Raw genomic sequence first — 24,744 nt, forward strand, 5'->3', positions numbered from 1 at the left:
TAGAAATTTCCGTAAAGAGTTATTGATCTATTTTTATAGATTTTGGTGGTGATACTTTATATTGTACGGGCTAAAATTTCTTTTAAAAAAAATAAAACTTAATTTCACAAGCTGTACTGGAAAAAGTGCGATCTATACCAAAATCAATAAGAGCTGAAAGTATGATGGATTCGAGAATAGAGAATTTGAATGTGAGTGTTGAGCAGTCTATTATTACTCCAATAGAATTGAAAAAAATGTATCCGCTGGGTGAAAAACACATAGAAACGGTTAATAATGGACAGACTATTATTAAAAATATACTAAATGGCAGTGATAAAAGAATTCTAGCAGTTGTTGGACCTTGTTCTATTCATGATATTAAATCGGCAAAGGAGTATGCTCAAAAATTGAAAGTATTAGCTGATGATTTAAAAGATGATTTGTTTATAGTGATGCGGGTTTATTTTGAAAAACCTAGAACAACAGTGGGATGGAAAGGCTTGATAAATGATCCTTACATGGATAATTCGTGTGAAATTCAGGATGGATTGAAGCAAGCTCGTGAGCTTTTGGTTTATATTGCAGAACTTGGATTACCTGCTGCTGGAGAAGCTTTGGATATTGTTACACCACAGTACATTCAAGATCTTTTTTCGTGGACGGCAATTGGTGCCCGCACTACTGAATCTCAAAGTCACCGTAATATGTCAAGCGGTTTATCCTCAGTTGTTGGCTTTAAAAATGGCACCGACGGCAATATTGATATCGCCATTAACGCTATGCAAGCAGTTGCAGCATCTCATAATTTTGTGAGTATCAATCCGGAAGGCAAAGTGGCTGTTATTCATACTTTAGGGAATTCAAATACTCATATTATCCTTCGTGGAGGTAAGAAACCAAATTTTGAAGCTCAACATGTTGCCGCGATTGAAAAGAAATTGACTGATTTGGAAATTGTGCCAAGAATAATGGTCGATTGTAGTCATGCGAACTGTTATAAAAAAGCGGGTAAGCAAGAAGTTGTACTGTCGAGTTTGGCTGACCAAATTGCCAATGGAAATAAATCCATTATGGGATTTATGATTGAGAGCCATCTGAATTTTGGCAAGCAAAGTATTCCTTCTGACCAATCGAAATTAAAATACGGCGTTTCGGTTACTGATGAATGTCTTGATTTTGAAGCTACAGAGAAAATTTTAAGAGAGTTTTGTGATAGAATTTGTGAAAAATAATAGAGCATGATTGATTCACCCTTTTGCCTGTCGGCATTTTCCCTCAAGAGGGAAAAGATCTCAGTAGTTTTACGATTCTCCCTTTTTAAGGGGATCCCGAAAGCTTTCGCGGAGTCGAAGGACAGAGGGGTGAGAATATAAGTTTTTATTATTCGACTATATGCGTACCATCATTTAAAAACCGAACCTCTGGCATTTGCTTTGTTTCATTAAAAAGATCATAAGCTTTTTCCAGACTATTCCATAAAACTAATTTGTCAGAATCCTTCGAATACTTTTCTTTAAGTACATCCATATTCTTGTCGCTGAGGATAGTAGGGAATATGTGAACCGGTATTTTGCTTTGTCCGCTGTTTTTGGCTTCAATACAAAACAGGTAGAGTTCTTTAATTTGATCGTCGGTTATTGGTAAACACCCAATAGTTACACAAGAACCATGAATGAAAATATCTCCACCTAATTTGCCTTTTGTACCAAGAATTTGATCTGATTTATTGGGGTAATTTAATCCTAAGGAAAGGTGGTAATTACTACTTGGATTGAATCGATCAATAAAGTAAAAGCCTTCCGGAATTTGCATATCGCCTTGTTGACGTTTGGGGCCAAGTTTTCCACATGTGCGACAAACTTTATATTCTTTAATAAGCTGATATTTATCGTCTGAACTATTTTTCGCCCACAATTCTATTTTCTTTCCAAGCTTAAAAGCTCTTAGGTATATTTGCAGATTTTTGGTTTCAATTCCTTTAGTCTTTAAAAGATCAAGGATGATTTGTTCTTTTTCGGCATAAGCCTCACGAACTCGGGAATACCTTTTCTGATCCAATTTGAACGAATCTGACATTGATGTGGATAATAATATGCTTATGAATATAGCGAAGGCTTTCATGTTATTTAGAGAGTTGAATGTGTGAGCTTGATATTTTATAAATCTAATAATAAATTATTTAACATTAAAATTGATTTCGTTTGCAGAACGATCAACTCAATTAATAAAAATAAATCCCGATCTGCAATTGCAAATCGGGATTTCAAATATCTTAGGTCAAGAGAGTCTTAGTTTCTTGGCTGATCATTTTGCATTTCTACATAATCGGCACTGTTTCTGAAATCACCAAGTAAATACTTGCAGAAATATTCACCGCGCAACCAGAACGAGTATTCACTCATGTCACCAAACCCATGGCGCTGACCCGGATAGATGAAAAAATCGAATCGTTTATTCGCTTTAATCAAGGCATTGGCCATTCTAATTGTATTTCCCGGATGAACATTGTTATCAATGTCACCAGTTACAATCATTAGCTTTCCTTTTAGGTTCTTCGCCAAGCTTGGGTTAGTATCAATTTTATAGGTGAAAGTGGTATCTCCTTTTTCAGATATTTCCTCTTTTACACCATGATGAGTTTCACTCCACCAGCGATTGTAAATGTTGTTGTCGTGGTTTCCTGCAGCAGAAACTGCTACTTTAAAGAAATCAGGGTAAACCAACATTGCAGCTGTAGACATGAATCCACCGCCTGAGTGACCAAAAATTCCAACTTTGTTGATATCAATAAAGTCAAATCGGTTCGCTAATTGTTCTAAACCAACTTTTTTATCTTCTAAACCATAATCTCTTAAATTGCCATAACCGTAGTTGTGGTACCATTTTGAGCGGGCAGGGTGACCACCTCTGTTACCAATTGTAACTACAATAAATCCTAGCTGAGCCATACGATCGGCTCTGTCCATACGGGTCGAAAAGCTTTTGTAAACGGCTTCGGTTTGCGGGCCAGGATATACATAGGTAAGTATTGGATACTTTTTGTTTGGATCAAAATCAAAAGGCTTGTACATAACCCCATAAATATCGGTTACACCATCACCGGCTTTCACCTTAAATGGTTCAGGAAATTGGTAACCAGCCTCGAATAATCTCGATAAATCAGTTGTTTCCAAATCCATTAACTTATTTCCTTTTGCATTGTACAAAGCCGAAACAGGAGCTGTATTTACTCTTGATGAGTTGTTTACAAAGTAGTGATTTTGATCATTTAAGCTCACATCATGCGAGAAATCTCCTTTATTCAGAAGCTTTAATCCTGATCCATCAAAGTTTACGCTATATAAATGCGAGTAGTATGGATCTTCACCATTTTCACGGGCATTTCCAGTAAAATAAAGCACTCTGTTCTTTTCATCAATTCCTTGAATTTTTTCACAATGCCATGCACCTGATGTAATTTGGTTCTTTAAATTGCCTTCACCATCGTATAGGTAAAAATGTGCCCAACCATCACGTTCAGACCATTGAATAAGTTCCTTGCCATTATTTACAAAACCAATTGGTTTGGTTTCGATATAGGTATTTAATCGTTCTTCAATCAGCACTTTCACTTCACCTGTTGAAGTATTTGCGGTACAGATATCGACGCGTTTCATGTCGCGACTCTGACGTTTAAAATACAAAACATCACTGTTTGTGGATATCCACTTTGAAAATTTCAAATCATCATCTGCATTCATTTTCTTCTTAGGAGCTCTTAGAATTGAAAGAGACTGATCCTTGAAAGCTGCTGCTTTTACTTTTACAGATTCTTTACTGTCCCAATCGAAAATAAGAATTTCATATTGAGGAGCTTCTTTTTCTCCCGGCATATGGTATTTGTATTTTTCTAAAGTTGGTCGGGGTGAAGCCACCGAATTAATTACCCAAAGATCTTTAACTTCCCGTTCATCTTCTCGGGTTAATGCGAACTTTTTTGAGTCTGCAGAGAATGTTACATAGGTTTCTTTGCGTTTGTCCTTCTCTTCTTCTATTTCCTTATTGGTTTTGCCATAAGTGCCGCTGCCATAGCTGTAATATTCTACACCATCCGTAGTTAATTCATGTTCAATAATGGTCGAATCTTTCTCGCTTTTTTGAGCCTTCTTATAGTTTTCCGCATCCATCCAATACAGGTTGTGGTGCTTGGCAAAAATCACATATTCTTGATTTGGAGCAACCGATGCCCAATCCTTTTGCTCCAATGATTTTTCAAAATCATCAAGTAGATTTAGTTTTTCAGAAGCAATTTGATATTCGAAATGCCAAACTTTGGCAACCATTTTCTTTTTATCTTTCTTTTTTTCTTCTCCGTCTTTTTTTTCTACCTGCTTATCTCCGTCTTCCTCGTCGTCTTTTTCTTCCTCTTCTACAAGCTTACTTTTCACTTCAAATTGAATCGTTTTTTCATTATTAATGAATTTCAATTTACTGATATACATGTGCTGAGCATCAAATGGATCTGCCGTTAGACGACTCATGTCAGCAGCCATTTTTACCGCATCGAATAATTTCACTTTTGTGTTGCTTACCGGATTTACCAAATAGTAAATGTTTCCTTCCGAAGTTTTGTAGTTGTACCAGAATTTCTCGCCATTCTTTAACCAATGAGGAGTAAGGCTGGTTGAGTAGACCATATTTTTTAATCGGTTGGGCGAGAATTTAGCCGCCAATTCGTAATTTGCTTTTGTAACAGGTACTTCCTGCGCAAATAATCCTATTCCTATCAGTAAAAATAGGAGAGTCAATAAATTTCTTTTCATGTTGTTGAGTTATATTTGTGTTGCTTTAAGACAACGAAAATAGAAATAGGTGCAAGAAGAATTGTTATTTTTTTACACTTTTCGATAAGAAGGGTGATTTACGGGATGTATAAGAGCCAAATTGAACAACTTTATACCGCGAATTCTATTCTGCTGATAGTTCCAATAATTTAAGAACAGTATTCCAGTTACGGGTTGTTGCTTTTACTTTTAGTTTCGATTCAAAAAACTGATTGCTGAGCTTGGTTTGATGATACTTTCTCGAGCAGTAAATAAAGACATCTTTATCGATAATTCGAAAACTATCCGGTTCAAAGTTTAACTCACTAATTACTGCTGTTAATTCTGCTTTTGGAGTTTCATTGAGGAAGGTGAGACAAAGACTCTCTTTTTCATGAGAATTAGTATATGGATTTGCCAGAACTGATTGTTCCCATTCTTCGCATGTTCTCACAATTACCGGTACAGCGAAACCAAATTTTTCTGAGATGGCATCTTCTATTTTTCCTCCAAGTTCCGTATTGGATAACTTTTTAGATTCAAAGATTAGATTTCCGCTTTGTATGTAGCTGATGCAATTTTCAAATCCCAATTCAGCATACATTTTTTTAAGATCAGCCATCAAAATTTTACGTTTGCCACCCACATTTATTCCTCTTAATACGGAAATGTATTTTACTCTTTTACTCATAAAGTTTCAGCCGTTAACAAAAGAAGATTGACTAACGGTGCTATTCGTCATGCATTTGCAATTTAGCCTCTTCGTAAGCTTCAAGAAGACGTTCCGGGACTAATGACGGTCGTTTCTTCTCTAAATTGTAAAAGCAACCTACTTGTTTTCCCTTGCAATGAATAATATCACCCGAACTTATTTCAAAATCCATTTCCCATTTGCTGGACCCCAGATTTTTAATTCTGCATGTTCCATTTGGATGATCATGAATAGTTAGCGGAACTTTATAATGTACTTCTGTTTTTATTAAAATAGGGGAGATATTGGTCGCTATCATTTCTTCATACGGAAAGTACTTCTCTAAAAATAGATGTCGTAAATCTTCAAACCATCTGATATATACTATATTACTCACGATTCCCATTGCATCAATATCGTAGGCTTTTATGCCGATTTCCATATCAATCATCATTAAATCTGTTGTCATTATTCTCGATTGTTAATGTTTATTTTTGTTCGAATAAATGTACATAATATAAATTGATATCGAAAATAAGAATCAGGAATTAAATGGTCTTTCTTACTCCGAAGGGCTTTCCTGTGCTTGGCCTAAGAGCTTAAGACCTTCTAATGCTGATGGATCATTAGGCATGAACCAAAGACTTTTTTGAAATAAGATTAGAGCCTCACGACTTTTTCCCATTCTAAAATTGGTCCATGCTAACATAATAAGTGCATCATATCCAAAAGGATACAAATCCACTACCTTTTTAAAGTGCTGATGAGCTTTTTCAAAATCTTCTCGCCCATAGAAAATAAGACCTAAGCGGTAATTGGCAACGGTTTGGTTGGGGGATACCTTAAGAATTTCTTTATAGATATTTACAACTTCATCCCATTTTCCAATGGCGGCTTTGGGTAATACCAAACCAAATTTTGCTTCTTCGGCATAGGGTTTTAAATTAGCTGCCCGCTGATAATGAGAAATGGATTCATTAAACACACCTGCCTGATAATTGAGCCAGCCTAAACGTAAATTAATTTCATAGGAATCTGAATCATATACTGCTTTTAGCTGATTTATGGCATTAGAAAAGTCTCCTTCTCGTTCATATTTGTAGCTTTCTTCGAATGCAGTGCCTGTAGTTTGAAAATCCTGAGCTATTGCATTACCAATAAGCATAAAGAAGAATAAGATCAGAAAGATATTGCGTTTTGATTTTTTTAGAAGTTCCATTTGATTCCTCCGGTTATTGATTGAACGTTGATGTTTTGACTATTTATCACATCATTAATCGTATAATTATTTTTTTCGTTCTGATTTTGATAGATCAGGAACACATTTAGTTTTCCTTTGAATAGATACTGATAAATCGAAAACTCCTTCCGGTTTTTTACAAGGTTAACGCCATTGAAAACGGAATATCCCTGATTTTCTACTTGCTTGTATAAATCTCCAAAAGTGTACCCGGCACTAGCCCAAGTATTTTTTGCTATGCGAAATGCAATAGCAGTTTTCCAATAACTTCGATTTAGGGAATTCCCATCTGTTGTTTCTTCTATTTGATTGTTAAAACCTACAGATAGGTTAATGTTTGTATTGCCTAAAGGGTAAAATGTTAGCTTTAGTTCTTGTTGCCAACGGGTAAGATCGTCTCCGCTATAGTATAAAACTCCTGCACCAAGTTTCCAATTGGAAATATCCTGTGTAAGTCCCAGATAAGCTATGAAGTTATTTTGACTGAAGTGATAAGGAGATAGAATAATCTCGGTATCAGCAGTATCTGTATTGGTCGGGTCGTTTCCATTTCCTGTTTCATTTCCTGTTCCTGTACCATCACTGTTTCCATCTCCGGAACCATCAGTGCCACCACCGGGTCCATTTCCTCCATCACCACCACCACCAGGACCATTCCCATTTCCACCGGCCTTTGTGAATGTGGTTTGTTGGCTAAGTGCAGTGGTAAGTATATCTGTCTGAGGGTTTCCGTCTATTTTTGTTTGCATAATATGCCCTGCGATTACTAGTTCGGTTCCTGTGCCTACTTGAATAGAACTTTTTAAGTAGTATTGATTTTGGGTAATATCTTCGTCGAATAAGTAGGTCTCGCTTACAATAGAATTCTTAACATCTACATGACTAAATGCATGGAAGAGTGAAACTCTTTCTCCCAACTGATGATTTAGCCCAATGCTATAGTGCAGAAAGTCTTTACGAACTGTTTGTTCTTGCAATAGATCTGAAGTAATTGCATAGTCATCCAATAGTTCATTTTTGACTTCTGAATAAATACTGGAAATAACTTTTGTTTTACCGATGCCATATTTCTCCGATGTAGACTGGGCTAATTTGTTTTGCAATTGGATTGCATCTTTTTCCTGACCACCCAAAAGATATGAGAAGTACAAATACTCTTTGATTATGGCATCTTCGCCATTTAGCAGGTATAACTTATGAAAAAGGCTAGCCGCTTTCCTGTATTTTTTCAGCTCATAGTAAGCAATAGCCATACGGTATTGCAGATAGTAAAAATCAATACCTTGCTTGTTGGCTTTTTCACCTTCAAGAATCAATTGTTCCCATTGCCCTTTTTGGAACAGAGCAAAGCTTTCTTTGTCTACCTGAGCAACACTAAGTGTTTTTTGGCAGTTTGCAGATAGACCAAGAAGAATAGCCAGAATTAATATGCTTGCATGTTTCCACATTTTATTTCTATTAATTTACCATTTCTATTAATTTTTATCTGTAACGAAGCACTACTTTCGATTTTTATTTCACAGCTTAGATGCTCTTTCTTATTGGAGTAGCCACACTCAATTTTAGACCTGAGGTCAATTTTTTCGGAACTGATTCCTTCCTTTTTATTTTGATATTTTAATTGATAGTCTGATTTTAAATAAATGTAAAAGGGAGCGATGAAATCTTGTAGAAAGAGTTTGCTTGAATTGAAAACCTGATTCGGTGGAATTTCGGCTTTTACATTCAGATCTTGATAATATCCCAAATAAACTTTATAACAGGATAGATACAAATAGTAAAGCAACGATCGTCTGTTGCCAAGGTAGTTGTGGAATTGCAATACATTAGCTTCTACAGAGAAAAAGGCCTTGGAATTTGTTCGCAGGCATTGAATGTAAGTAGTTCCAATTGCATCCGATTTTACCTCAAAATCCCAGTTTTTTTCTAAAAGCAACAATTTTGAATCGAGTTCTGATTCTACCGATAAGGTGAATTTTTGTCCAGATTGAAAACCAAATGTTTGAGAGAGAAGAGGATGAATTTCTCCTCGTAAGAGTTTGTCGTTTTGCTTTGGCTTAGAATACGATTGTAGGCATAAATCATTTTCCTGACGCTTAATATAATGAGGAAGTGTTACATCCAATGTTGCAGATCCAATATAGGGTGTCGCCTGAAATTGAAAATGAAGATGAGGGTAGGGCGATCTGCCGGAATTTCCACAGATGCCCAATACCTCACCCTTTTTGATCATATCACCTTTTTTCACTTTAAAACCGCCTTCTTTAAAATGACTTAATTGCGAGTAGAAACCGTAATCGTGACGAATCACCAAGCTATTTCCCCAATTCTGTTCTAAATTTACCTGTCCAATTGTATTATCAGGAATACCATCCAAAATATTCACAATTTCGCCATCGGCCGGACATAATATTGTTTTGTTGTAACAGTAGTAATCTTCTACAAAATCGCCATCGTTTTTATATTGCTCATCCTGATCATTACGTATTGCAAAATCCCAGGCATGGCGCCATTCATTCTTGTGTGTAATTTCACCATCGTGAGCTTGTGTTACCGACCATTCTCCAATAAACGGAAGTTGAAAATCAGGGAATACATTTGAGGACAAACGCTGAACATTGCTCTTGAAGTAATACAAATTCTTTTCAGGTGAGTTGTGCTGCACCTGCACTTCCTGAAGTCTTCCGCTGGGCTGATGTCGCAATTTTAAAATGTACAGGAAAAGAAGAGTTACCACATTAAATGGCAGTGCATAAACAGATAATCGGTAAGGAGCAAACCAATGCATACTGCTGAGTGTGGTTAACACCACGATTGGCAATAACAGAATAATCCAGAGATAAGTATAAGGGGATGGAATTAAGTAAAAAGCCCCAAGAGCAATTGAAGTAAGAATAAAGTTAAAGCCAATAAAAGTATAGCCTAATTCGGTAATATTTACACCGATAAGGATATAGAAAAAGTAAGCAATATAGAATCCTAAAATGGCGAATGTAAAGGCAATTCTGGAATAAAAAAGTAATCCAATCAGGATAAATAATCCAGCCAGCCAATTGCTTTGAAAGAAAATTGCTCCCAGCGATTTCAGAAATATGGATACCGATTCATGCAACTCCCAATTTTGTATGAAATGGTATACATTTACCAATTTTAAACCACCGAGGCTGAACATTTCATTGGCTTCGTAAATGCCTCTTTCACTAATCCCTAATGAAGTTAAGTCGCTGCTTGCGAGCATAATCATCCAGATTCCCAGCAGAAAAGGAACGCTTAAAAAGGGCAGGGCATATTTTGTGAACACTCCTTGCAAAAATAAACAGATGAATAAGGTGAGAATGGATGACAGAATCACCAAAACAGTTATTTCGAGTCCAGGCTGAAAATATAAGCCGATGCCAAGGCCTACTAAAAGACTGTTAAATCCATAGCTTCCATCTTTAATGTAATAGGTTGAGAAGCCCATTTTGAAAGCAACTAAGTTTGCTGTTAAAATGGAAATCAGACCTGCTGTTCCGGCCCACGGATCGAAAAAACTAACCACCAAAAGCAATACCGCAAAGGCTTTGTTTCGTGAGAAAAATACCTGAGCGTAGCTGTTTAGAGTTGCTTCTCCAAAAAATAGTATGTTTTGTTTAAGCTCTTTCATTATTATTTAAGATGTTCAGGGACATTTTCCTGGGCATTAAATTCTTGAAAGCTTTCTTTTTTACGGATAAGGTGTATTTTTCTGTCTTCATCAATTAACAAAACGGGTGGACGAAGTTTTATGAATTGCATCCATTGGGTCATGTTGTAAGCTCCAATTCTTGGAATTACAATAGCATCACCTTTTTGAAGCAAAGGAAATTGAATGGCTTCGCGAATTATATCAATGTTCATGCACAAAGGACCATAAATTGTTGTGTTCTCTGTTTGCTCCGAATTTAATTTCGTAGGCATAACCTCATGTTCGTACCAAAAGGCAGTGAATAACATATTTACTCCAATATCAATAACCGTAGCTCTACGACCATCAACCAAACGCTTGTTTGCCAATACACTTCCTAATGCATAACCGGATTCATCAATCAAAGCCCTACCTGTTTCCAGTATTAAAAGAGGCAATTTGTCGGGAGGCAATTCACTTCCCAAAAGAGCGGATGTGAGAGCTTCGGCATAATCATCGAAAGAAGGACAGGTGTCAGATCCCGGAAGGTAGGCACCCTTCAGAGTATTTCTTGTCGCAAATCCTCCACCCAAATCGAGGTATTTTATACTGTGATTAAATTTTCGCTGCAAACGAACAGCCATATCTGCCAATTTACTCGCAGCGATCGCGTAAGCGCTAACTGCTGTTATGTAGGTTCCCATATGGGTATGCAGACCAACTAATTCCATGTTGTCGTGTAGCATAATGCGATTTATCGCATGCCAGGCTTCCCCGTTTTCAAGGTTGAAACCAAAACGATCCCATTGTGGATAGATACCCGCATTTAAATTGATGCGTATTGCAACATTTGCTTTTTTATTTAGCTTTTCAGCCAATTCGCCCAGAAAATAGAATTCATCCAAACCGTCTAAATGAATCATGGCTCCATCGGTAATTGCTCTTTCTAAATCTTCTTTTGATTTTTCGGGGCCATTAAATATGATTTGATCTCCGGAGATGCCGTTTTCAATGGCTTTGGAGTATTCAAAACCCGAAACTACTTCAGCCCATGCTCCTTCGGAATGAAATATTTTACAAACGGCATTCATATAGTTGGTTTTGTATGACCAGGCAAATTGCACTCGCGGGTATCGTGTGGAAAATGCTTTGTAAGCAGTTCGATATGTTTTCCGAATACAAGGCTCCGAAATTACATACACAGGTGAACCATATTCCTTTAATATATCAGTAACGGAATGTTCTTCAATATGGCTAAGCGTTGCTGTTTTAGTCTTCATTCCGAATTTGTCGGGCATACCAGCATTTACTTTATTGAGTATCGGCCTTTCGTAATCCAATTTCTTCATCTGACAGGTTGTTAGGTTTTCAAGTTTTTATAATTGTGTAGCTTCACGCTGAATTTTTACATTTCTCCGGTAACCGATAAGCTTCCGAATTGTGCGATATCTCCAATTAAGTCGTAAGAATATCGGATAAACATTTTTCCGACTTCGTACTCAGAATAATTTGGAACATCCATCCCGAATGCCAGTTTAATCATTGCTTCAGGAAGATTTTGTCCGGCGGCAACAGCCAAATAAACCCATGCCGGAATTCTAGGATTGATTTCGATCAGGAAATATTCATTCTGATTGGTTTTTATCAGTTCCAATTCCATTCCTCCTCGCCACTTGGTTTGTTTGATTAAACTCTTGGTTAAATCAAGCATTTTATTGTCCTGAATGGTAATTCCTCCCCAAGCCTTTCCTTTATCAGTAATGTATTGTTTTCGCATGGGCACTGCACCAACAGTATTTCCATGACCATCGCCCAGAGCAATAACATTCACCTCAGTACCTCTGATAAATTCCTGAATGATAACCGGAAGTCCCCATTTTGCTGAGATTTTGTTAAAATGAGTATTCACCTGCTCAGGAGTATAGGCCAAATAGGCATCGTAAAATTTACCTTTCACGAGCAAAGGATATTCAAAATCCTCTTTCAGTTCTTCAATGTCTCTTCGGTTTGTAATCGACTTACTAAAAGGAACTTTAATACCATATTTATCTCCGTATTCGTTAAGGTTCGCCTTGTGTCGTTCCTCAAACTGCTGCATGCTAGGCAGGAATGTCCGAATGCCCATTTTCTCAAGTTTTTCCTTCGATTGAATAAAGGTGTATAACTCAGCATCCAGATTGGGAATGATGAAATCGAGGTTTTCTTTGGAATTGATGTACTCAATTCTTTCAAGTACGGCTTCCTTTCCTGATGATGGGTAGGGAATTTGATAGGTTTTGTCGACCAAATCGCGCATATAGATTCCTGGCTCCAGATTCTCGTAAGCCAGACCAATTATTCTTACGTCAAAATCCTTGCTCTCTTTTAAACCTCGAATAACAGGTATTCCAGGTCCCGGATTATCAGTATTGTTTAATCCTGTTACAGCGATATTAAATTTTGGTTTCTCCATTTTATCTGTCAAGTAATTCGTTGTGTTGGAGCATTGTAAAGAAATCTTCCATGTTTTTTTCAAGAGTTACCAGATCGACTTCATATCGATCGAGTATTAATTGGTTAATCTTTTCGTTGTCGTATCCTGCTTCCAGATAGTTCAATATTTCTTTTGCAATAGGATTAACGATAAAGGAGTCTCCCGTTTCCGGATTAAATAAAAATCCGTTTTCACTGATGGCTATGTTTCTTTTTAACTTCATGATATCGGAATTAATGCTTGGTTTTTGCAGGTTCATGTGCTTTTCGGGTATTCGTAAGATAAAGCACAGTAAGCCTTTAAATATCAATAAAAAGTTAAGAAAGTATCAGGTAGTAAATATTACAATATTCGGTGAATAAGTTATAATATTTGGTTTTGCTAAGTTAGGAAAGGGTATCTGGAGTAATTAATACAGGGAGTGCAATGGATTTTTGTGATTCTCAGGGTTTCTTTTGTACTCACTTACAGACAAACCCGTAATTTTATGAAATTGGCTGGATAGGTATTGCACACTACTATAATCCATCATGAAAGCAATCTCACTGAGCGTGAATTCGTCCTGATCAATTAGTTCTTTAATACGTTCTATTTTATTTAGAATAATAAAACGTTCCAAAGTAATGGACTCGTGGCGGGAAAATATTTTGGATAATTGCTGATAGCTTAATCCAAGTTTGCCTACCAAATATTCCGATTTTTGGACAATAGAATCCACGTTATTCATTTGATGAATCAATTCAATAACAGCTGTTTTTATTTGTTCTACTATTTTGTGTTCATGACTAATTACTAATTCCATCCCATTCTCTTGAAGAATGGAATTAATAGTATCCATATTGTGTTGATTGGGGTCGTAACTAATATCAGCTTTGCCTAATCGAATTTGATCTACTTGAATCCCATTTTTGACTAAGGCCATACTCAAAATCCGCACACAACAATTGCAAACCATGTTCTTAATGTAGATGGTCTCTGTATGCAATCTGTTATCTTTTTGATGCATGGGCGATTATTTCAGTGCATTTGATCTTAACAGTCTTATTCTAAATATACAAATAAAATTAATTTTTCGTGAAAGAAATAAGCTTGTAAAAGTTAGGCTGGTCTGTTTTAAACGAATGAAAAAAACGGATTCTAATGCCGATGTAATAAATAGGAAGCTATGTTGAGCAAGGTGGAGGATAGCGCCCACAAATTTATATAATCGGTATTAGTGAGAGAAAAGCACAAAAAATATCACCACTGAGTGCACTGAGGTTCACAGAGTTTTCTTGTTCGTTTTTCTTCTCTGTGTCACTTTGTGTTCTCTGTGGTATTCTTTCGAAATACTGTATTTGTGATTAGATGAGGTATTCGTGAGAGGCAAACAAAAAATATCACCACTGAGTGCACTGAGGTTCACAGAGTTTTCTTGTTTGTTTTTCTTCTCTGTGTCACTTTGTGTTCTCTGTGGTAAATCTTTTGAAATACTATTTTGTGTTTAGATGAGGTATTCGTGAGAGGCAAGCAAAAAAACACCTAACCGCAGAGTACACTGAGGTTCAAAGATTTTTCTTGTTTGTATAATTTAGTTTCATTAAAATAAGATGAAGAAGAATTGGTGGTGGAGGAAAAGGCATGCCTCATCAGCGAAGAGTATATTTTTTTGCCTGAATTGGGAAATGCCAATGTTTATAGGCTTTTCATGATGATTATGCTCGTTTCGCTTTGGAGCGGAGGCTTCCCCGGCATAAAAAGGGAGTCATTCGCAGGGAGCGAAGGCTATTTTTTTATCATGAAAGCTAATTCGCTTTGGAGCGAAGGCTTCCCCGGCATAAAAAAGGAGGTTTTTACCTTTGCGAAGGCTTGTTTTTTATCAGGAAAACTGTTTCGAAGTAATGCGAAGGGTCTTTAGCCATAAAAATGGAAGAATCTGCATGGAGCGAAGAGGGTTCCGGCATCAAAAAATTGGCATCGCTCTCGCGCGAAAGCTTCATCGGCATAAAAATTGAGTCATCAGTTTTGTGTGATGAGGGCTGCGGTATCAAAAAATAGGCATCGCTCTGGTAGTGTCTCTATTTTTATGTATTTGTGTTCACATCCTTAGCGAATACCTTATTAAATCAGTAAGAAAAGCTCTCCCTGAATTAATCGAATTCTAAACAGAGAATACAAATTGTATTATAATGTTGCATTTGTCCTTTTACCCCTAAAGGGGACTTTTCGAATCGACTACTCTTTTAAGCCCCTTTAGGGGTTTGGGGTAAAGTACTCCACTCTAAATACATTCTGCCACAGCAAAACTTGGGGTAAAATAATCCATTGTTTATTCTTCATCTAGTGGCAAACAAAAAAATAACCACTGAGTACACTGAGCTTCACAGATTTTTCTTGTTCGTTTTTCTTTTCCGTGTCACTTTGTGTTCTCTGTGGTATTCTTTTAGAATACTGTATTTGTGATTAGATGAGGTATTCGTGAGAGGCAAGCAAAAAAACACCTAACCACAGAGTAAACTGAGCTTTACAGATTTTTCTTATTCGTTTTTCTTCTCTGCGTCACTTTGTGTTCTCAGTGGTATTCTTTAAAAATATTGTATTCGTCTATTTTAAACGAACAAAATTGCCTTTTGCGAAGCCTGTGCCTTTAACAATTGAACATTTCGATGCTTTCCCATTACCGATGCTGGAATCTGTAATTTTAATTTCACCTATTTTTGAGTCTACGCTACCCAATGAAATTCCCGTGTCGGGATCAATTAAATCTTCTCCTTTGCTGTAAACGGATAATACATCCCCAATTTTTAAGCCATCGGCATCTCCTGAGTTAATAAAGACCACACCAGCCTTTTCTGTAATTACTTTTGCCTGCCATTCAATGTTGTTGGCATTGTTATCAATCATCGAAACGATATCTTCAATGGCTTCCCGTGCTGCTTTTCCAACAAGGGATTCATCAAAGTCTTTTCGATCTTTAAAATTGAGTTTGTTGGTTCTTAATTTTAGTCCTTTGGCTGATTTTTGTTTCCGTACATTTTCGGCTGTTACAATTTCTCCGGTCGTGGTATTCACCATGCGAACGTCAACACCAACTGTTGCCGATTGATTGGATACACCAACTCCCAATCCTCTTATGGCACCTCCGGTTTCTCCTTTTTTGTATCCAAACTCCGATACAGATCCTATTACCGCAATTTCAACACCCAAAACACTTCCCATCTGGGCAGCACTTTGTTGTGTAACCCGTCCGCTTTGTCCAAAATCCTGTTCGTTAAGAATCCGATCAATTTCGGCTCGTTCAATCACTCTATAGTTTCCTGATTTTACAAGAGCCGTTGTCAGCATATCACTAACTCCATCACCAACTCCTTTGTTGTTCCACCACCTCCAGCTTTTGTCTGTTTTATCTTCGAATACAAAAACAGCAATTCTCTTTTTTATTTGTGGTTCCTGAGCAGATATTTTTGTTGCTAAAAAACAGAACAAGACGAAATACCCACAAATCCGTAACAAATTTCCGTAATTTCTCATTTTAGGTTTAAGTTTAATTAATATCCGTAAAGTATGTTGTAGTGAATAAGTTACGAAAAAACATTTGTGTGATGAAATGTTATCTGTGCGAAAAATGAACAAAGAAAAACCCACAAAGAGATTATCCTTGTGGGGTTTGTATTTTTAGTAAAGAGCTGTTTATCTTCTGGCCTTATCGAGCAATTTTAAGTCAGCCAATGCAATTGCAGTTGCTGCCTCAATAATTACCGGAACCCGCAAAGCAATGCAGGCATCGTGTCGGCCTTCTATCAGTAAATCTTCCACTTCGCCTTTGGCAAAATTCATGGTTTTCTGATTGATACCAATCGATGAGGTCGGCTTTATTGCTACGCGGAATACCAGTTCGTTTCCGTTGGTAATTCCTCCGTTGATTCCTCCGGCATGATTGGTCTCCGTTTTACCTGTTGCATCAATAAAATTATCGTTGTGTTCGGAACCTTTCATTTTTGCTGCTGCAAAGCCCGAACCGAATTCAATTCCTTTGGTTGCAGGTATCGCAAAAATAAGATGTGAAATCATCGATTCTACTGAATCAAAGAAAGGTTCGCCATATCCGATAGGAAGATTATTGGCTCGGCATTCTACAATTCCACCAATTGAATCGTGTTGCAGCAATGCATCTTCAACAGCAGCATCAAAATCACTTTGACCACCAACTTCGGTTAGCTTGGCATCAATTTTTACATCACCTAAAATCTTCTTGGCAACAACACCTGCAGCAACTATCCCAAGGGTGATTCTTCCCGAGAAATGACCGCCTCCGGTATAATCGTTGTGTCGACCATATTTATGCTGAGCAACAAAATCGGCGTGCCCAGGACGCGGACTGTCTAATAGATTGCTGTAGTCTTTCGATTTGGTATTTTTGTTGTGGAACAGGATGATTAATGGGGCACCCGTGGTTTTTCCCTCAAAAGTTCCACTCAATATGCTTGGCATATCTGCCTCAATTCTTGGGGTTGTTCCTTTTGCGCCAGCCTTTCGGCGGCTTATATCAGCTAACAGATCTTCATCGCATAAGTCAATTCCCGATGGACATCCATCAATTGTAATCCCAACTCCTTTTCCGTGCGATTCTCCAAATATGCTTAGTCTAAATATTCTTCCGAAATTGTTCATTTGTATAGAGGTATAAGATGTGGAGATCATGTCCACAATCTGTTATTCGTATTAAAATTAATTATTTTTAATCGCTTTGCAATTCACTTTCTTCTTTGAAGAAGTCGTTGAAATTGGTTTCGTTCAAAATACTGATGTTCAAATCAAATAGTTTTTCCGCCGTAAATCCGTTCCCTTTTCTGTATTTGCCCGTAAAACTGCCATCATAAATTTTTCCATATCCGCATGACGGACTGTTGGCTTTTAAAATTACCGTTTTGCAATTCAAGGCTTTTGCCACATTTGTGAATATCTCGGCACCCTTTGTAAATTGGGCTGTATAGTCATTTTTATCGCGACCAATTACTTTTACTTCATTATTGACTTTCACTATTTCGCAGGGTATGCGTGGCGTACTAAGGCCTCCTAATTCTTCAGGACACAGAGCTATGGCTTTGTTCTCAAGCACCAGTTTTTTAATTTCAGGAACTTCGTTGCTTTTGCCATCGTATCTGCACTCACAACCGGCCAAACAAGCACTAACTATTATCATTTTAAATATATAAGTAAGAATGGCTTGGTAATACAATCACCAAGCTTATTTTTTTAAACAAACTGACTGTCGAAATAGAATTGTGCTACACCGCCACCAATTTTTCGTAAATCCGTAAAGAATTCAGGGTAGGATTTTGCAACGCATTCGTGCTGGCCAATTTCAATCGGACTTGGTGAGGCCAATGCGGTAACAGCAAGGGCCATGGCAATTCGATGATCATTATTACTCTTTGCCAATCCTCCTTGTACATCACCACCCGGAATTATCATTTCATCACCTTCGATGCGAATTCGAACTCCTAATTTGGCAAACTCCTTTTTCAGAACGACACCACGATTACATTCCTTATGCTCTAATCTGTGAACACCTGTAATTCTGCTTTCTCCTACACAGTGAGCCGCTAAAGCAACCAAAGGAGGGAAAAGATCCGGGCTGTGTGTTGCATCAAAATCAAAGGCATTTAAATCTTTTTTCTCAACAGTTAAATTGTTGCCTTCCCATGCAATGGAAGCGCCGCATTTTTGCAAGGCATCCAAAATTGCTTTATCTGCCTGATAAGAATCAGGATTCATGTGTTCCAGTGTTACAATTCCTTTCAACGCTCCGGCAACTAAAAGAGGAGCTGCCGAACTCCAATCGGCTTCAATGGTGTATTCGGTTGGCTGGTAGATTTGATTTCCTTTTATTTGAAAGTTCTCGTAATTCTCATGTTCTATTTCAATGCCGAAATGTTTTATTAGATCCAGAGTCATATTAATATAAGGAATGCTTTTTAAATTGCTCACTTTGAGAGTTGTATCTTCTTTTCGCAAGGGCAGAGCCATTAATAGACCTGTGAGGAATTGAGATCCTAACGATCCGTCAATTTTTGCAAAATTACTTTTGTAGCCACCTTTTATACGAATAGGCAAGAATCCTTTGCCAGGATTTTCACATTCAATGCCCAAATTTTCCAATCCTTCTATAATGTTCTGAACGGGTCGATTTAAGATGCTGCCTGTTCCCGTAATTTCCATTTCTTCCGGTTTTAGCGCAACAATAGGAGAGAACATCCTTAACGAAAGTCCGGATTCTCCAACATGAATACTTTTGGGAGCTTCACTTACTTTGGAAGTTATTTCTAGCGAATTTTCCTTTTTGGTGACTACAGAACCCATTCGTTGTATGATATCTGTTGCAGCATCTGCATCTTCACATTTACAAGGATTGTGAATTACAGAGTCTCCATTGGCCAACATTGCAGCGGCTAAAGCTCTTTGCATCATGCTTTTTGAGGAAGGGGGAGTCAGTCTTCCTTTAATGGTTGAGGATTGGATTCGAACTCTCATAATTTTGGGTGTTAATGTGGTTATTTAGGATTGGCACAAAGTCCAATCACCTTGGTTTTTAGTTCTTCAATAGGAAGAGTGACAATTGTGGCTTCTCCTATTTTTTTGAGTAGAATAAAATCAATGGTCGATCGATTTTTCTTTTTGTCTTTTATCAGATATTGATTAATCGTATCGGCAGAAACATCATGTTCCAAGGGTAATTCAAATTTTCGCAATAAGTCATTGACTTGTTTTACATTAGCATCGCTTAGCTCACACAATTCTTGAGATATTCGGCATGCTAAACTCATACCAACTGATACAGCTTCGCCATGAGTTAAATCTGAATTATTTTCAATAGCATGACCAATGGTGTGTCCGAAATTCAGTTTCTTACGTTCACCTTTTTCAAAAGGATCACCTTCAACAACTTCAGTCTTAATTGAAACAGCTCTGTAAATCAAGTCTTCCATTAAATTTGGATCTAAATTCAGAAGAGCCTCACTGTTTTCATTTAGGAAGTTATACAAGTCTTCATCTTTAATGAAAGCATGCTTAATTACTTCGCCAAATCCACTTCTAACTTCACGTTTCGGTAAGGTTTGGAGCAATACCGGATCGCAAATCACAAACTTTGGAGGATTGAAAATACCAATCATGTTCTTCAGTTTGCCAAAATTAATTCCATTTTTTCCACCAACACTAGCGTCAACCTGAGATAGTAGAGATGTGCTAATGAAACCAAATTCAAGTCCCCGCATAAAAATAGAAGCAACAAAACCAGTCACGTCAGAGACCAAACCTCCGCCCATTCCCAAAAGAAAACTATTTCGGTCAGCACCTCTTTCAAGCAGTTGATCGATGATCTTTTCGATGGTTTGCCAGTTCTTGTTTCCTTCGCCACAACCCATTACGATATAATCGAATTGATTGATGAATTCGGAGTAGTGCTGGTAAATGTTCTCATCGCAAATTAGAAAGCATTTTTTCTCCGGCAGGTATTTGTTAACATTTAGATATGATTCTCCAACAAAAATACTGCTGTTTTGCTTTTCGATGTGTATGGTCTTCATTTCTGAGTTCTGAGTATGTTAGTAGATAGTAACTAGTCAAGCGCACAAAATACGAATGACTAGTTACTTTAGACTAATATTATGAGTTCATAATTTCTTCCTGCTGGTTGATGGATTCCTGGTGAATCGCTTTGAACAAGCTATTAATGAATTGCTCACTAAAGCCTTTCTTCTTTCCATTTTCCATGCTTTTCTCCAAAATACTTCCCCAACGTTTGTTTTGCAAAACGGTGATGTTGTTTTCTTTTTTGTAGTGTCCGATAGTTTTGGAAACTTGCATACGGTTCTCTAATAACTCAAGTAATTTTTGATCGAAATCATCAATTAAATGTCTTAGTTCACCAAGAGTGCTGTCAACCAATTCATTCGGTGCTTCAGGATCACGAAGTACCAAGTTAGCTAGAAGTTCTTTAAGAGCAATTGGTGTTAATTGTTGCTTGGCATCACTCCAGGCTTCTTCTGGTTTGCAGTGCGATTCAATAATTAATCCTTCGTAGTTCAAATCCATCGATTTTTGAGCTACTTCATCAAGCAGGTCACGATCTCCGGTAATATGACTAGGATCACAAAAGATAGGAAGTTGTGGCATTCTTCTTTTCAATTCAATAGGGATTTGCCATTGAGGATCATTTCTGTATTTCAATTTTTGGTAGGTTGAAAAGCCACGGTGAATAGCAGCTAATCTTGTTAATCCAACTGCATGAAGTCTCTCAATTGCACCCATCCAAAGCTCCAAATCAGGATTAATTGGATTTTTCACCAAAACAGGAATATCATGACCGCGTAATGCATCAGCAATTTCCTGAACAGCAAATGGATTAACAGTGGTTCTTGCGCCAATCCATAAAATGTCTACTCCTGCACCTAAAGCCAATTCAACGTGACGGGCGTTTGCTACTTCAGTAGCTGTAATCAATCCGAATTCTTCTTTTACTTTTTGCAACCAGATTAATCCTTTTGCACCAATTCCTTCAAAGCTATTTGGACGGGTACGTGGTTTCCAGATTCCTGCACGGAAAATTTGAATACCCGCTGCTTTAACTCCTCGTGCAGCCTCCATCACTTGTTCCTCTGTTTCAGCACTACAAGGTCCTGCAATAACAAGAGGGCGCGTACTAACGTCAATTGGCCAACTGCTTAGATCCTTAATTTCCAAATTCTTCATTGTATACTGTTTTTTTTTACTCTTTTCTGAGTGATTAAAAATATGGTTTTTTACTTAGATGATATTCTGAACTATGTGTTCTTGGTTTTTAGCCTAAAACTCTTTTATAAGGAATGAGCTGTAATTTCACCTTTCTTCCTTTTTCCTTGTCACTTGTCCCTTTTACCTTTTTTCCTTTTCGCTTTTTTAAGCTTTGTGCTTAATCTTCTCTGTGTTCTCTATTGTTTCTTTCTCGTTTTTTTCTTTCTGATCAAGAATTCTTCTGATGTCGTTCGCCTCAAATATTAAATCATTAACTCCGGTCAAATTATCCTCTTCAATTAAATCTTTAAATTGTTGAAGGGTGTTGATGTATTTTTGAAGCACTTTTCCAATATTTTTCTTATTCTGCTGAAAGATTGGTGTCCACATTTCGGCCGAACTCTTTGCCAAACGAACAGTAGAATCAAATCCACCACTGGCCAGCTCAAAAATGTGTTTCTCCGATTTTTCTTTGTGCAATACGGTTAACGATAAGGCAAAAGCACTAATGTGTGATAAATGAGAAACGTAAGCCGTTTGTCTGTCATGCACTTCTGCATCCATAAAAACACATCTCATACTCAGGCAATGGAACATTTCTGTAATCAGATTTACTGCTTTTTTGTCTGAATCTTCCGGATTACAAATAATTGAACATTTTCCATCAAATAAACCCGAGTGCGCTGCCTGCGGTCCCGAAAATTCAGTACCAGCCATCGGGTGAGCAGGAACAAATTGATTCCTTTTTGGGTGATTGGCAATCGACTCGATTAACTGTTCTTTTGTAGAACCTAAGTCGGTAACTATTTGATGATCTATTAAATTCATGATGTCTGGTAATAATCTCAAACAAGCATCAACAGGAATAGCTAGAATAACCAGATCGGATGAACAAACAGCTGTTTTTAAATCCTGAATTTCATCAACAAGGCCTAGTTTTTTAGCAGCATGAGCATTCAATGTATTGTTCTCAACACCAATCACCTTGCTTACGAATCCTCTTTTTTTCAAATCAAGAGCTATCGATCCTCCAATTAATCCCAATCCTATTACTGATAGTATCATTGTTTCGAATTTTTCTGTTCTAATTTTCTTTAATTCTTTCTATGGCTTCCTCAATTCCCGCCTCGCTGCTGCACAATGAAATTCGAATGTATTTATCTCCCTGATCTCCAAATATTCCACCTGGTGTAATAAATACCTTTGATTCCTTTAAAATTTTATCGCTTAGCTCGTAGCCATCTTTGTATTTCTTAGGGATCGCTGCCCAAACAAACATTCCACCCTGATCTTCTCTCGGAGAACATCCAATCAGATTCATCAGCTTAAAAACCAAATCCCGTCTGATTTTATATACTTTGTTGATTGAATCGTACCAGCTTTGATCTTCAGCCAGTGCTTTGATCGCAGCTTGCTGAACCGGATAAAACATGCCCGAATCCATATTGGTTTTTACCTTTAATACAGGCTCAAGCATTTCGGCTTTTCCACAAATCATTCCAACTCTCCAGCCTGGCATGTTGTGCGACTTGCTCAACGAGTTTAATTCAATACAACAATCTTTTGCTCCTTCAATGCTCATAATGCTCAGAGGAGTATCGTTAAGAATAAAGCTATATGGATTATCGTTAACGATTAATATTTTGTGTTTTAGGCCAAAAGCAACTATTTTTTCCAGTAATTCTTTGCTTGCTCTCGCTCCGGTTGGCATATGAGGATAGTTAACCCACATGATTTTCACTTTGCTTAAATCTCTTTTCTCAAGAGCATCAAAATCCGGATGATAATTATTTTCTTCAACCAAGGGATAAGAAACAATCTTACCGCCTAATAAATTGGTTACCGATGTGTAAGTAGGATAGGACGGATTTGGAATTAAAACCTCGTCGCCTTCATTCAAGTAAGCCAATGAAGTAATCATGACTCCTTCTTTAGATCCCAATAAGGGTAAAATCTCGTTGTCCGGATTTAAGTCTACATTGAAAAAGGTTTTGTACCATTTTGAAAATCCTTCGCGCAATGCCGGAATTCCTACGTACGACTGATAACCATGGCTTTTTGGATGAGCGCAGGCTTCTTTAAGCATTTCCCAAGTATCTTCTGATGGTGACATATCCGGATCACCGATTCCCAGATTAAGAACTTTTACTGCACCTTCGTTTAGTTTAGCTATCTCTTTTAGTTTTACTGAGAAATAGTACTCTTTAACTCCTTGGGTTCTATTTGCTGGTTGAATCATTGTTCTTGTGGTTAAAATCTTGGTTATATATAAAAAAATATCCCGCTCGGTAGGAGCAGGATATTTTCTATACTTTTTATTTAAAATTAGGTATAAGGCATCCCGCCCGGTCGTTGTTGTACCAGAAATAAAAATAATAATATCGAAATGCCAATCCTGTACTGTTCATCTTGTTTTGTTGTATAAAAAAAGGTCTTGCATGTTGCGCAAGACCTTTAAATGTATCTGTTTGATTCGTTACATATCAATTCTTGCTCTTACCGTTGTGGATAATAGAAATACCAGAAATAATAAAAGTAAGTACCGAATGTTTTCATCTTAAATAATCAATTGTTTACTTGTTGTCTGTCCAAATGTATGAATTATTTCTTATACTGCAAATCTAAATTACTGAGGCCTCAGAATGATAACGTTTGAGAAGATGTGGACGATGGGCTGTAGTTGTAGTGAAAACGGTAGGTGTAGCTTGTTTGGGAGGAAAATATAAAATAAATATTTTTTGCTATGTATGTGCAAAAAGGGGTGTTTGTTTATACAATATGTTTTTTTGAGAAGACACCCCTGTAATAAGTGGGGGTGTGTGTGTGAGGAGTTGGATTGCGATAAGAATTTATAATAAATTTACGAAAAAATAATATTGGCTGTAAGCCTTTGTTTAAAAGGAAAAGCGAGATTTATTTTCTTTGGGCGTTGGATAATTCATAAATTAAGATTTGGAAATTTGGTAAATTATTAATTAGATTTGTAGGAAGAAAAAAAGAATATGATTGGAATGATTAACAAATATTGGTGGTGGCATAGCTATGAACTCTCAAAACCAGAGCAGAGGTGACCCCCGTATGTGCAAAAATTAGTTCCTAAAATATAAGAACAAAGCAAACGGCCTACTGATACTCAGTAGGCCGTTTTTTTTTGAA

22 protein-coding genes are annotated in these 24,744 nt (G+C 37.1%); 3 read left to right on the top strand and 19 right to left on the bottom strand.

The genetic code is table 11. The features are described from left to right. Positions 1-161: 161 nt before the first annotated feature. Positions 162-1,214 (top strand): 3-deoxy-7-phosphoheptulonate synthase, encoded by a 1,053-nt coding sequence (locus ALGA_RS18555; RefSeq protein WP_096431769.1) that lies wholly within the window; start codon positions 162-164, stop codon positions 1,212-1,214. Between the two features lie 148 nt (positions 1,215-1,362). On the opposite strand, the gene ALGA_RS18560 is transcribed toward ALGA_RS18555, so the two are convergent. The 11 genes from ALGA_RS18560 to ALGA_RS18610 form a co-directional block, all read right to left on the bottom strand. Continuing rightward, complete coding sequence (locus ALGA_RS18560) at positions 1,363-2,058, bottom strand: L,D-transpeptidase family protein (protein ID WP_197705614.1); 696 nt, start codon at positions 2,056-2,058, stop codon at positions 1,363-1,365. Between the two features lie 212 nt (positions 2,059-2,270). Continuing rightward, positions 2,271-4,784, bottom strand: coding sequence for a S9 family peptidase (locus tag ALGA_RS18565; RefSeq protein WP_096431773.1), 2,514 nt, complete (start codon positions 4,782-4,784; stop codon positions 2,271-2,273). A 145-nt stretch (positions 4,785-4,929) separates the two neighbouring features. Continuing rightward, a complete protein-coding gene (locus tag ALGA_RS18570; protein WP_096431775.1) occupies positions 4,930-5,475 on the bottom strand; it encodes a DUF1697 domain-containing protein in 546 nt (181 codons plus the stop codon). Between the two features lie 40 nt (positions 5,476-5,515). Then, a complete protein-coding gene (locus ALGA_RS18575; protein WP_096431777.1) occupies positions 5,516-5,944 on the bottom strand; it encodes an acyl-CoA thioesterase in 429 nt (142 codons plus the stop codon). Between the two features lie 93 nt (positions 5,945-6,037). Continuing rightward, on the bottom strand, positions 6,038-6,694 hold the full coding sequence (locus ALGA_RS18580; protein ID WP_197705615.1) for a tetratricopeptide repeat protein: 657 nt from the start codon (positions 6,692-6,694) through the stop codon (positions 6,038-6,040). Beyond that, complete coding sequence (locus ALGA_RS18585; protein WP_096431779.1) at positions 6,682-8,163, bottom strand: tetratricopeptide repeat protein; 1,482 nt, start codon at positions 8,161-8,163, stop codon at positions 6,682-6,684. Before ALGA_RS18585 ends, ALGA_RS18580 begins: the two co-directional genes overlap by 13 nt. Further along, positions 8,139-10,361: an urea transporter gene (locus tag ALGA_RS18590; RefSeq protein ID WP_096431781.1), complete on the bottom strand. Its 2,223-nt coding sequence runs from the start codon at positions 10,359-10,361 to the stop codon at positions 8,139-8,141. Before ALGA_RS18590 ends, ALGA_RS18585 begins: the two co-directional genes overlap by 25 nt. Positions 10,362-10,363: 2 nt before the next feature. Further along, the gene (locus tag ALGA_RS18595) at positions 10,364-11,710 is read right to left on the bottom strand and encodes an alanine racemase (RefSeq protein ID WP_096431783.1); all 1,347 of its coding nucleotides are present in this window, start codon (positions 11,708-11,710) and stop codon (positions 10,364-10,366) included. A 56-nt stretch (positions 11,711-11,766) separates the two neighbouring features. Beyond that, complete coding sequence (locus ALGA_RS18600) at positions 11,767-12,813, bottom strand: ATP-grasp domain-containing protein (RefSeq protein WP_096431785.1); 1,047 nt, start codon at positions 12,811-12,813, stop codon at positions 11,767-11,769. A gap of 1 nt (position 12,814) precedes the next feature. Further along, positions 12,815-13,057 carry a PqqD family protein gene (locus tag ALGA_RS18605; protein ID WP_162845489.1) on the bottom strand — a complete coding sequence of 81 codons (243 nt, stop codon included), beginning with the start codon at positions 13,055-13,057 and terminating at the stop codon, positions 12,815-12,817. A 186-nt stretch (positions 13,058-13,243) separates the two neighbouring features. Further along, positions 13,244-13,840, bottom strand: coding sequence for a helix-turn-helix domain-containing protein (locus ALGA_RS18610; protein ID WP_096431789.1), 597 nt, complete (start codon positions 13,838-13,840; stop codon positions 13,244-13,246). Between the two features lie 594 nt (positions 13,841-14,434). Between ALGA_RS18610 and ALGA_RS18615 the strand changes: the two genes are divergently transcribed. Both ALGA_RS18615 and ALGA_RS23485 read left to right on the top strand, forming a co-directional pair. Then, positions 14,435-14,731, top strand: a complete 297-nt coding sequence (locus ALGA_RS18615; RefSeq protein ID WP_145957677.1) for a hypothetical protein — start codon at positions 14,435-14,437, stop codon at positions 14,729-14,731. An 8-nt stretch (positions 14,732-14,739) separates the two neighbouring features. Next, on the top strand, positions 14,740-14,871 hold the full coding sequence (locus ALGA_RS23485) for a hypothetical protein (RefSeq protein ID WP_262496428.1): 132 nt from the start codon (positions 14,740-14,742) through the stop codon (positions 14,869-14,871). Positions 14,872-15,417: 546 nt separating this feature from the next. Here the strand turns inward: ALGA_RS23485 and ALGA_RS18620 are convergent. The 8 genes from ALGA_RS18620 to ALGA_RS18655 all read right to left on the bottom strand — a co-directional run bounded on the left by ALGA_RS18620 (position 15,418) and on the right by ALGA_RS18655 (position 23,827). Next, positions 15,418-16,344 carry a CsgG/HfaB family protein gene (locus ALGA_RS18620; protein WP_096431793.1) on the bottom strand — a complete coding sequence of 309 codons (927 nt, stop codon included), beginning with the start codon at positions 16,342-16,344 and terminating at the stop codon, positions 15,418-15,420. A gap of 159 nt (positions 16,345-16,503) precedes the next feature. After that, positions 16,504-17,484, bottom strand: coding sequence for a chorismate synthase (locus ALGA_RS18625; RefSeq protein WP_096433751.1), 981 nt, complete (start codon positions 17,482-17,484; stop codon positions 16,504-16,506). Between the two features lie 67 nt (positions 17,485-17,551). Continuing rightward, complete coding sequence (locus ALGA_RS18630) at positions 17,552-18,016, bottom strand: DUF523 domain-containing protein (RefSeq protein WP_096431795.1); 465 nt, start codon at positions 18,014-18,016, stop codon at positions 17,552-17,554. 53 nt (positions 18,017-18,069) lie between these two features. Beyond that, positions 18,070-19,347, bottom strand: a complete 1,278-nt coding sequence (gene aroA / locus ALGA_RS18635) for a 3-phosphoshikimate 1-carboxyvinyltransferase (protein WP_096431797.1) — start codon at positions 19,345-19,347, stop codon at positions 18,070-18,072. Between the two features lie 20 nt (positions 19,348-19,367). Then, positions 19,368-20,402 (bottom strand): 3-dehydroquinate synthase, encoded by a 1,035-nt coding sequence (aroB, locus tag ALGA_RS18640; RefSeq protein WP_096431799.1) that lies wholly within the window; start codon positions 20,400-20,402, stop codon positions 19,368-19,370. A gap of 79 nt (positions 20,403-20,481) precedes the next feature. After that, complete coding sequence (locus ALGA_RS18645) at positions 20,482-21,567, bottom strand: bifunctional 3-deoxy-7-phosphoheptulonate synthase/chorismate mutase type II (RefSeq protein ID WP_096431801.1); 1,086 nt, start codon at positions 21,565-21,567, stop codon at positions 20,482-20,484. A gap of 186 nt (positions 21,568-21,753) precedes the next feature. Further along, a complete protein-coding gene (locus ALGA_RS18650; protein ID WP_096431803.1) occupies positions 21,754-22,653 on the bottom strand; it encodes a prephenate dehydrogenase in 900 nt (299 codons plus the stop codon). A 19-nt stretch (positions 22,654-22,672) separates the two neighbouring features. After that, positions 22,673-23,827, bottom strand: a complete 1,155-nt coding sequence (locus ALGA_RS18655) for a pyridoxal phosphate-dependent aminotransferase (RefSeq protein WP_096431805.1) — start codon at positions 23,825-23,827, stop codon at positions 22,673-22,675. Positions 23,828-24,744: the final 917 nt, after the last annotated feature.

Origin of the sequence: Labilibaculum antarcticum, from assembly GCF_002356295.1 — a bacterium.
Taxonomy (GTDB): Bacteria; Bacteroidota; Bacteroidia; order Bacteroidales; family Marinifilaceae; genus Labilibaculum; species Labilibaculum antarcticum.

Bases quoted from the DNA above. Each gene is read 5' to 3' on its own strand.
- ALGA_RS18555 (WP_096431769.1), top strand. From the start codon at position 162: ATGATGGATTCGAGAATAGAGAATTTGAATGTGAGTGTTGAGCAGTCT.
- ALGA_RS18560 (WP_197705614.1), bottom strand. From the start codon at position 2,058: ATGTCAGATTCGTTCAAATTGGATCAGAAAAGGTATTCCCGAGTTCGT.
- ALGA_RS18565 (WP_096431773.1), bottom strand. From the start codon at position 4,784: ATGAAAAGAAATTTATTGACTCTCCTATTTTTACTGATAGGAATAGGA.
- ALGA_RS18570 (WP_096431775.1), bottom strand. From the start codon at position 5,475: ATGAGTAAAAGAGTAAAATACATTTCCGTATTAAGAGGAATAAATGTG.
- ALGA_RS18575 (WP_096431777.1), bottom strand. From the start codon at position 5,944: ATGACAACAGATTTAATGATGATTGATATGGAAATCGGCATAAAAGCC.
- ALGA_RS18580 (WP_197705615.1), bottom strand. From the start codon at position 6,694: ATGGAACTTCTAAAAAAATCAAAACGCAATATCTTTCTGATCTTATTC.
- ALGA_RS18585 (WP_096431779.1), bottom strand. From the start codon at position 8,163: ATGTGGAAACATGCAAGCATATTAATTCTGGCTATTCTTCTTGGTCTA.
- ALGA_RS18590 (WP_096431781.1), bottom strand. From the start codon at position 10,361: ATGAAAGAGCTTAAACAAAACATACTATTTTTTGGAGAAGCAACTCTA.
- ALGA_RS18595 (WP_096431783.1), bottom strand. From the start codon at position 11,710: ATGAAGAAATTGGATTACGAAAGGCCGATACTCAATAAAGTAAATGCT.
- ALGA_RS18600 (WP_096431785.1), bottom strand. From the start codon at position 12,813: ATGGAGAAACCAAAATTTAATATCGCTGTAACAGGATTAAACAATACT.
- ALGA_RS18605 (WP_162845489.1), bottom strand. From the start codon at position 13,057: ATGAAGTTAAAAAGAAACATAGCCATCAGTGAAAACGGATTTTTATTT.
- ALGA_RS18610 (WP_096431789.1), bottom strand. From the start codon at position 13,840: ATGCATCAAAAAGATAACAGATTGCATACAGAGACCATCTACATTAAG.
- ALGA_RS23485 (WP_262496428.1), top strand. From the start codon at position 14,740: ATGGAAGAATCTGCATGGAGCGAAGAGGGTTCCGGCATCAAAAAATTG.
- ALGA_RS18620 (WP_096431793.1), bottom strand. From the start codon at position 16,344: ATGAGAAATTACGGAAATTTGTTACGGATTTGTGGGTATTTCGTCTTG.
- ALGA_RS18625 (WP_096433751.1), bottom strand. From the start codon at position 17,484: ATGAACAATTTCGGAAGAATATTTAGACTAAGCATATTTGGAGAATCG.
- ALGA_RS18630 (WP_096431795.1), bottom strand. From the start codon at position 18,016: ATGATAATAGTTAGTGCTTGTTTGGCCGGTTGTGAGTGCAGATACGAT.
- aroA (WP_096431797.1), bottom strand. From the start codon at position 19,347: ATGAGAGTTCGAATCCAATCCTCAACCATTAAAGGAAGACTGACTCCC.
- aroB (WP_096431799.1), bottom strand. From the start codon at position 20,402: ATGAAGACCATACACATCGAAAAGCAAAACAGCAGTATTTTTGTTGGA.
- ALGA_RS18645 (WP_096431801.1), bottom strand. From the start codon at position 21,567: ATGAAGAATTTGGAAATTAAGGATCTAAGCAGTTGGCCAATTGACGTT.
- ALGA_RS18650 (WP_096431803.1), bottom strand. From the start codon at position 22,653: ATGATACTATCAGTAATAGGATTGGGATTAATTGGAGGATCGATAGCT.
- ALGA_RS18655 (WP_096431805.1), bottom strand. From the start codon at position 23,827: ATGATTCAACCAGCAAATAGAACCCAAGGAGTTAAAGAGTACTATTTC.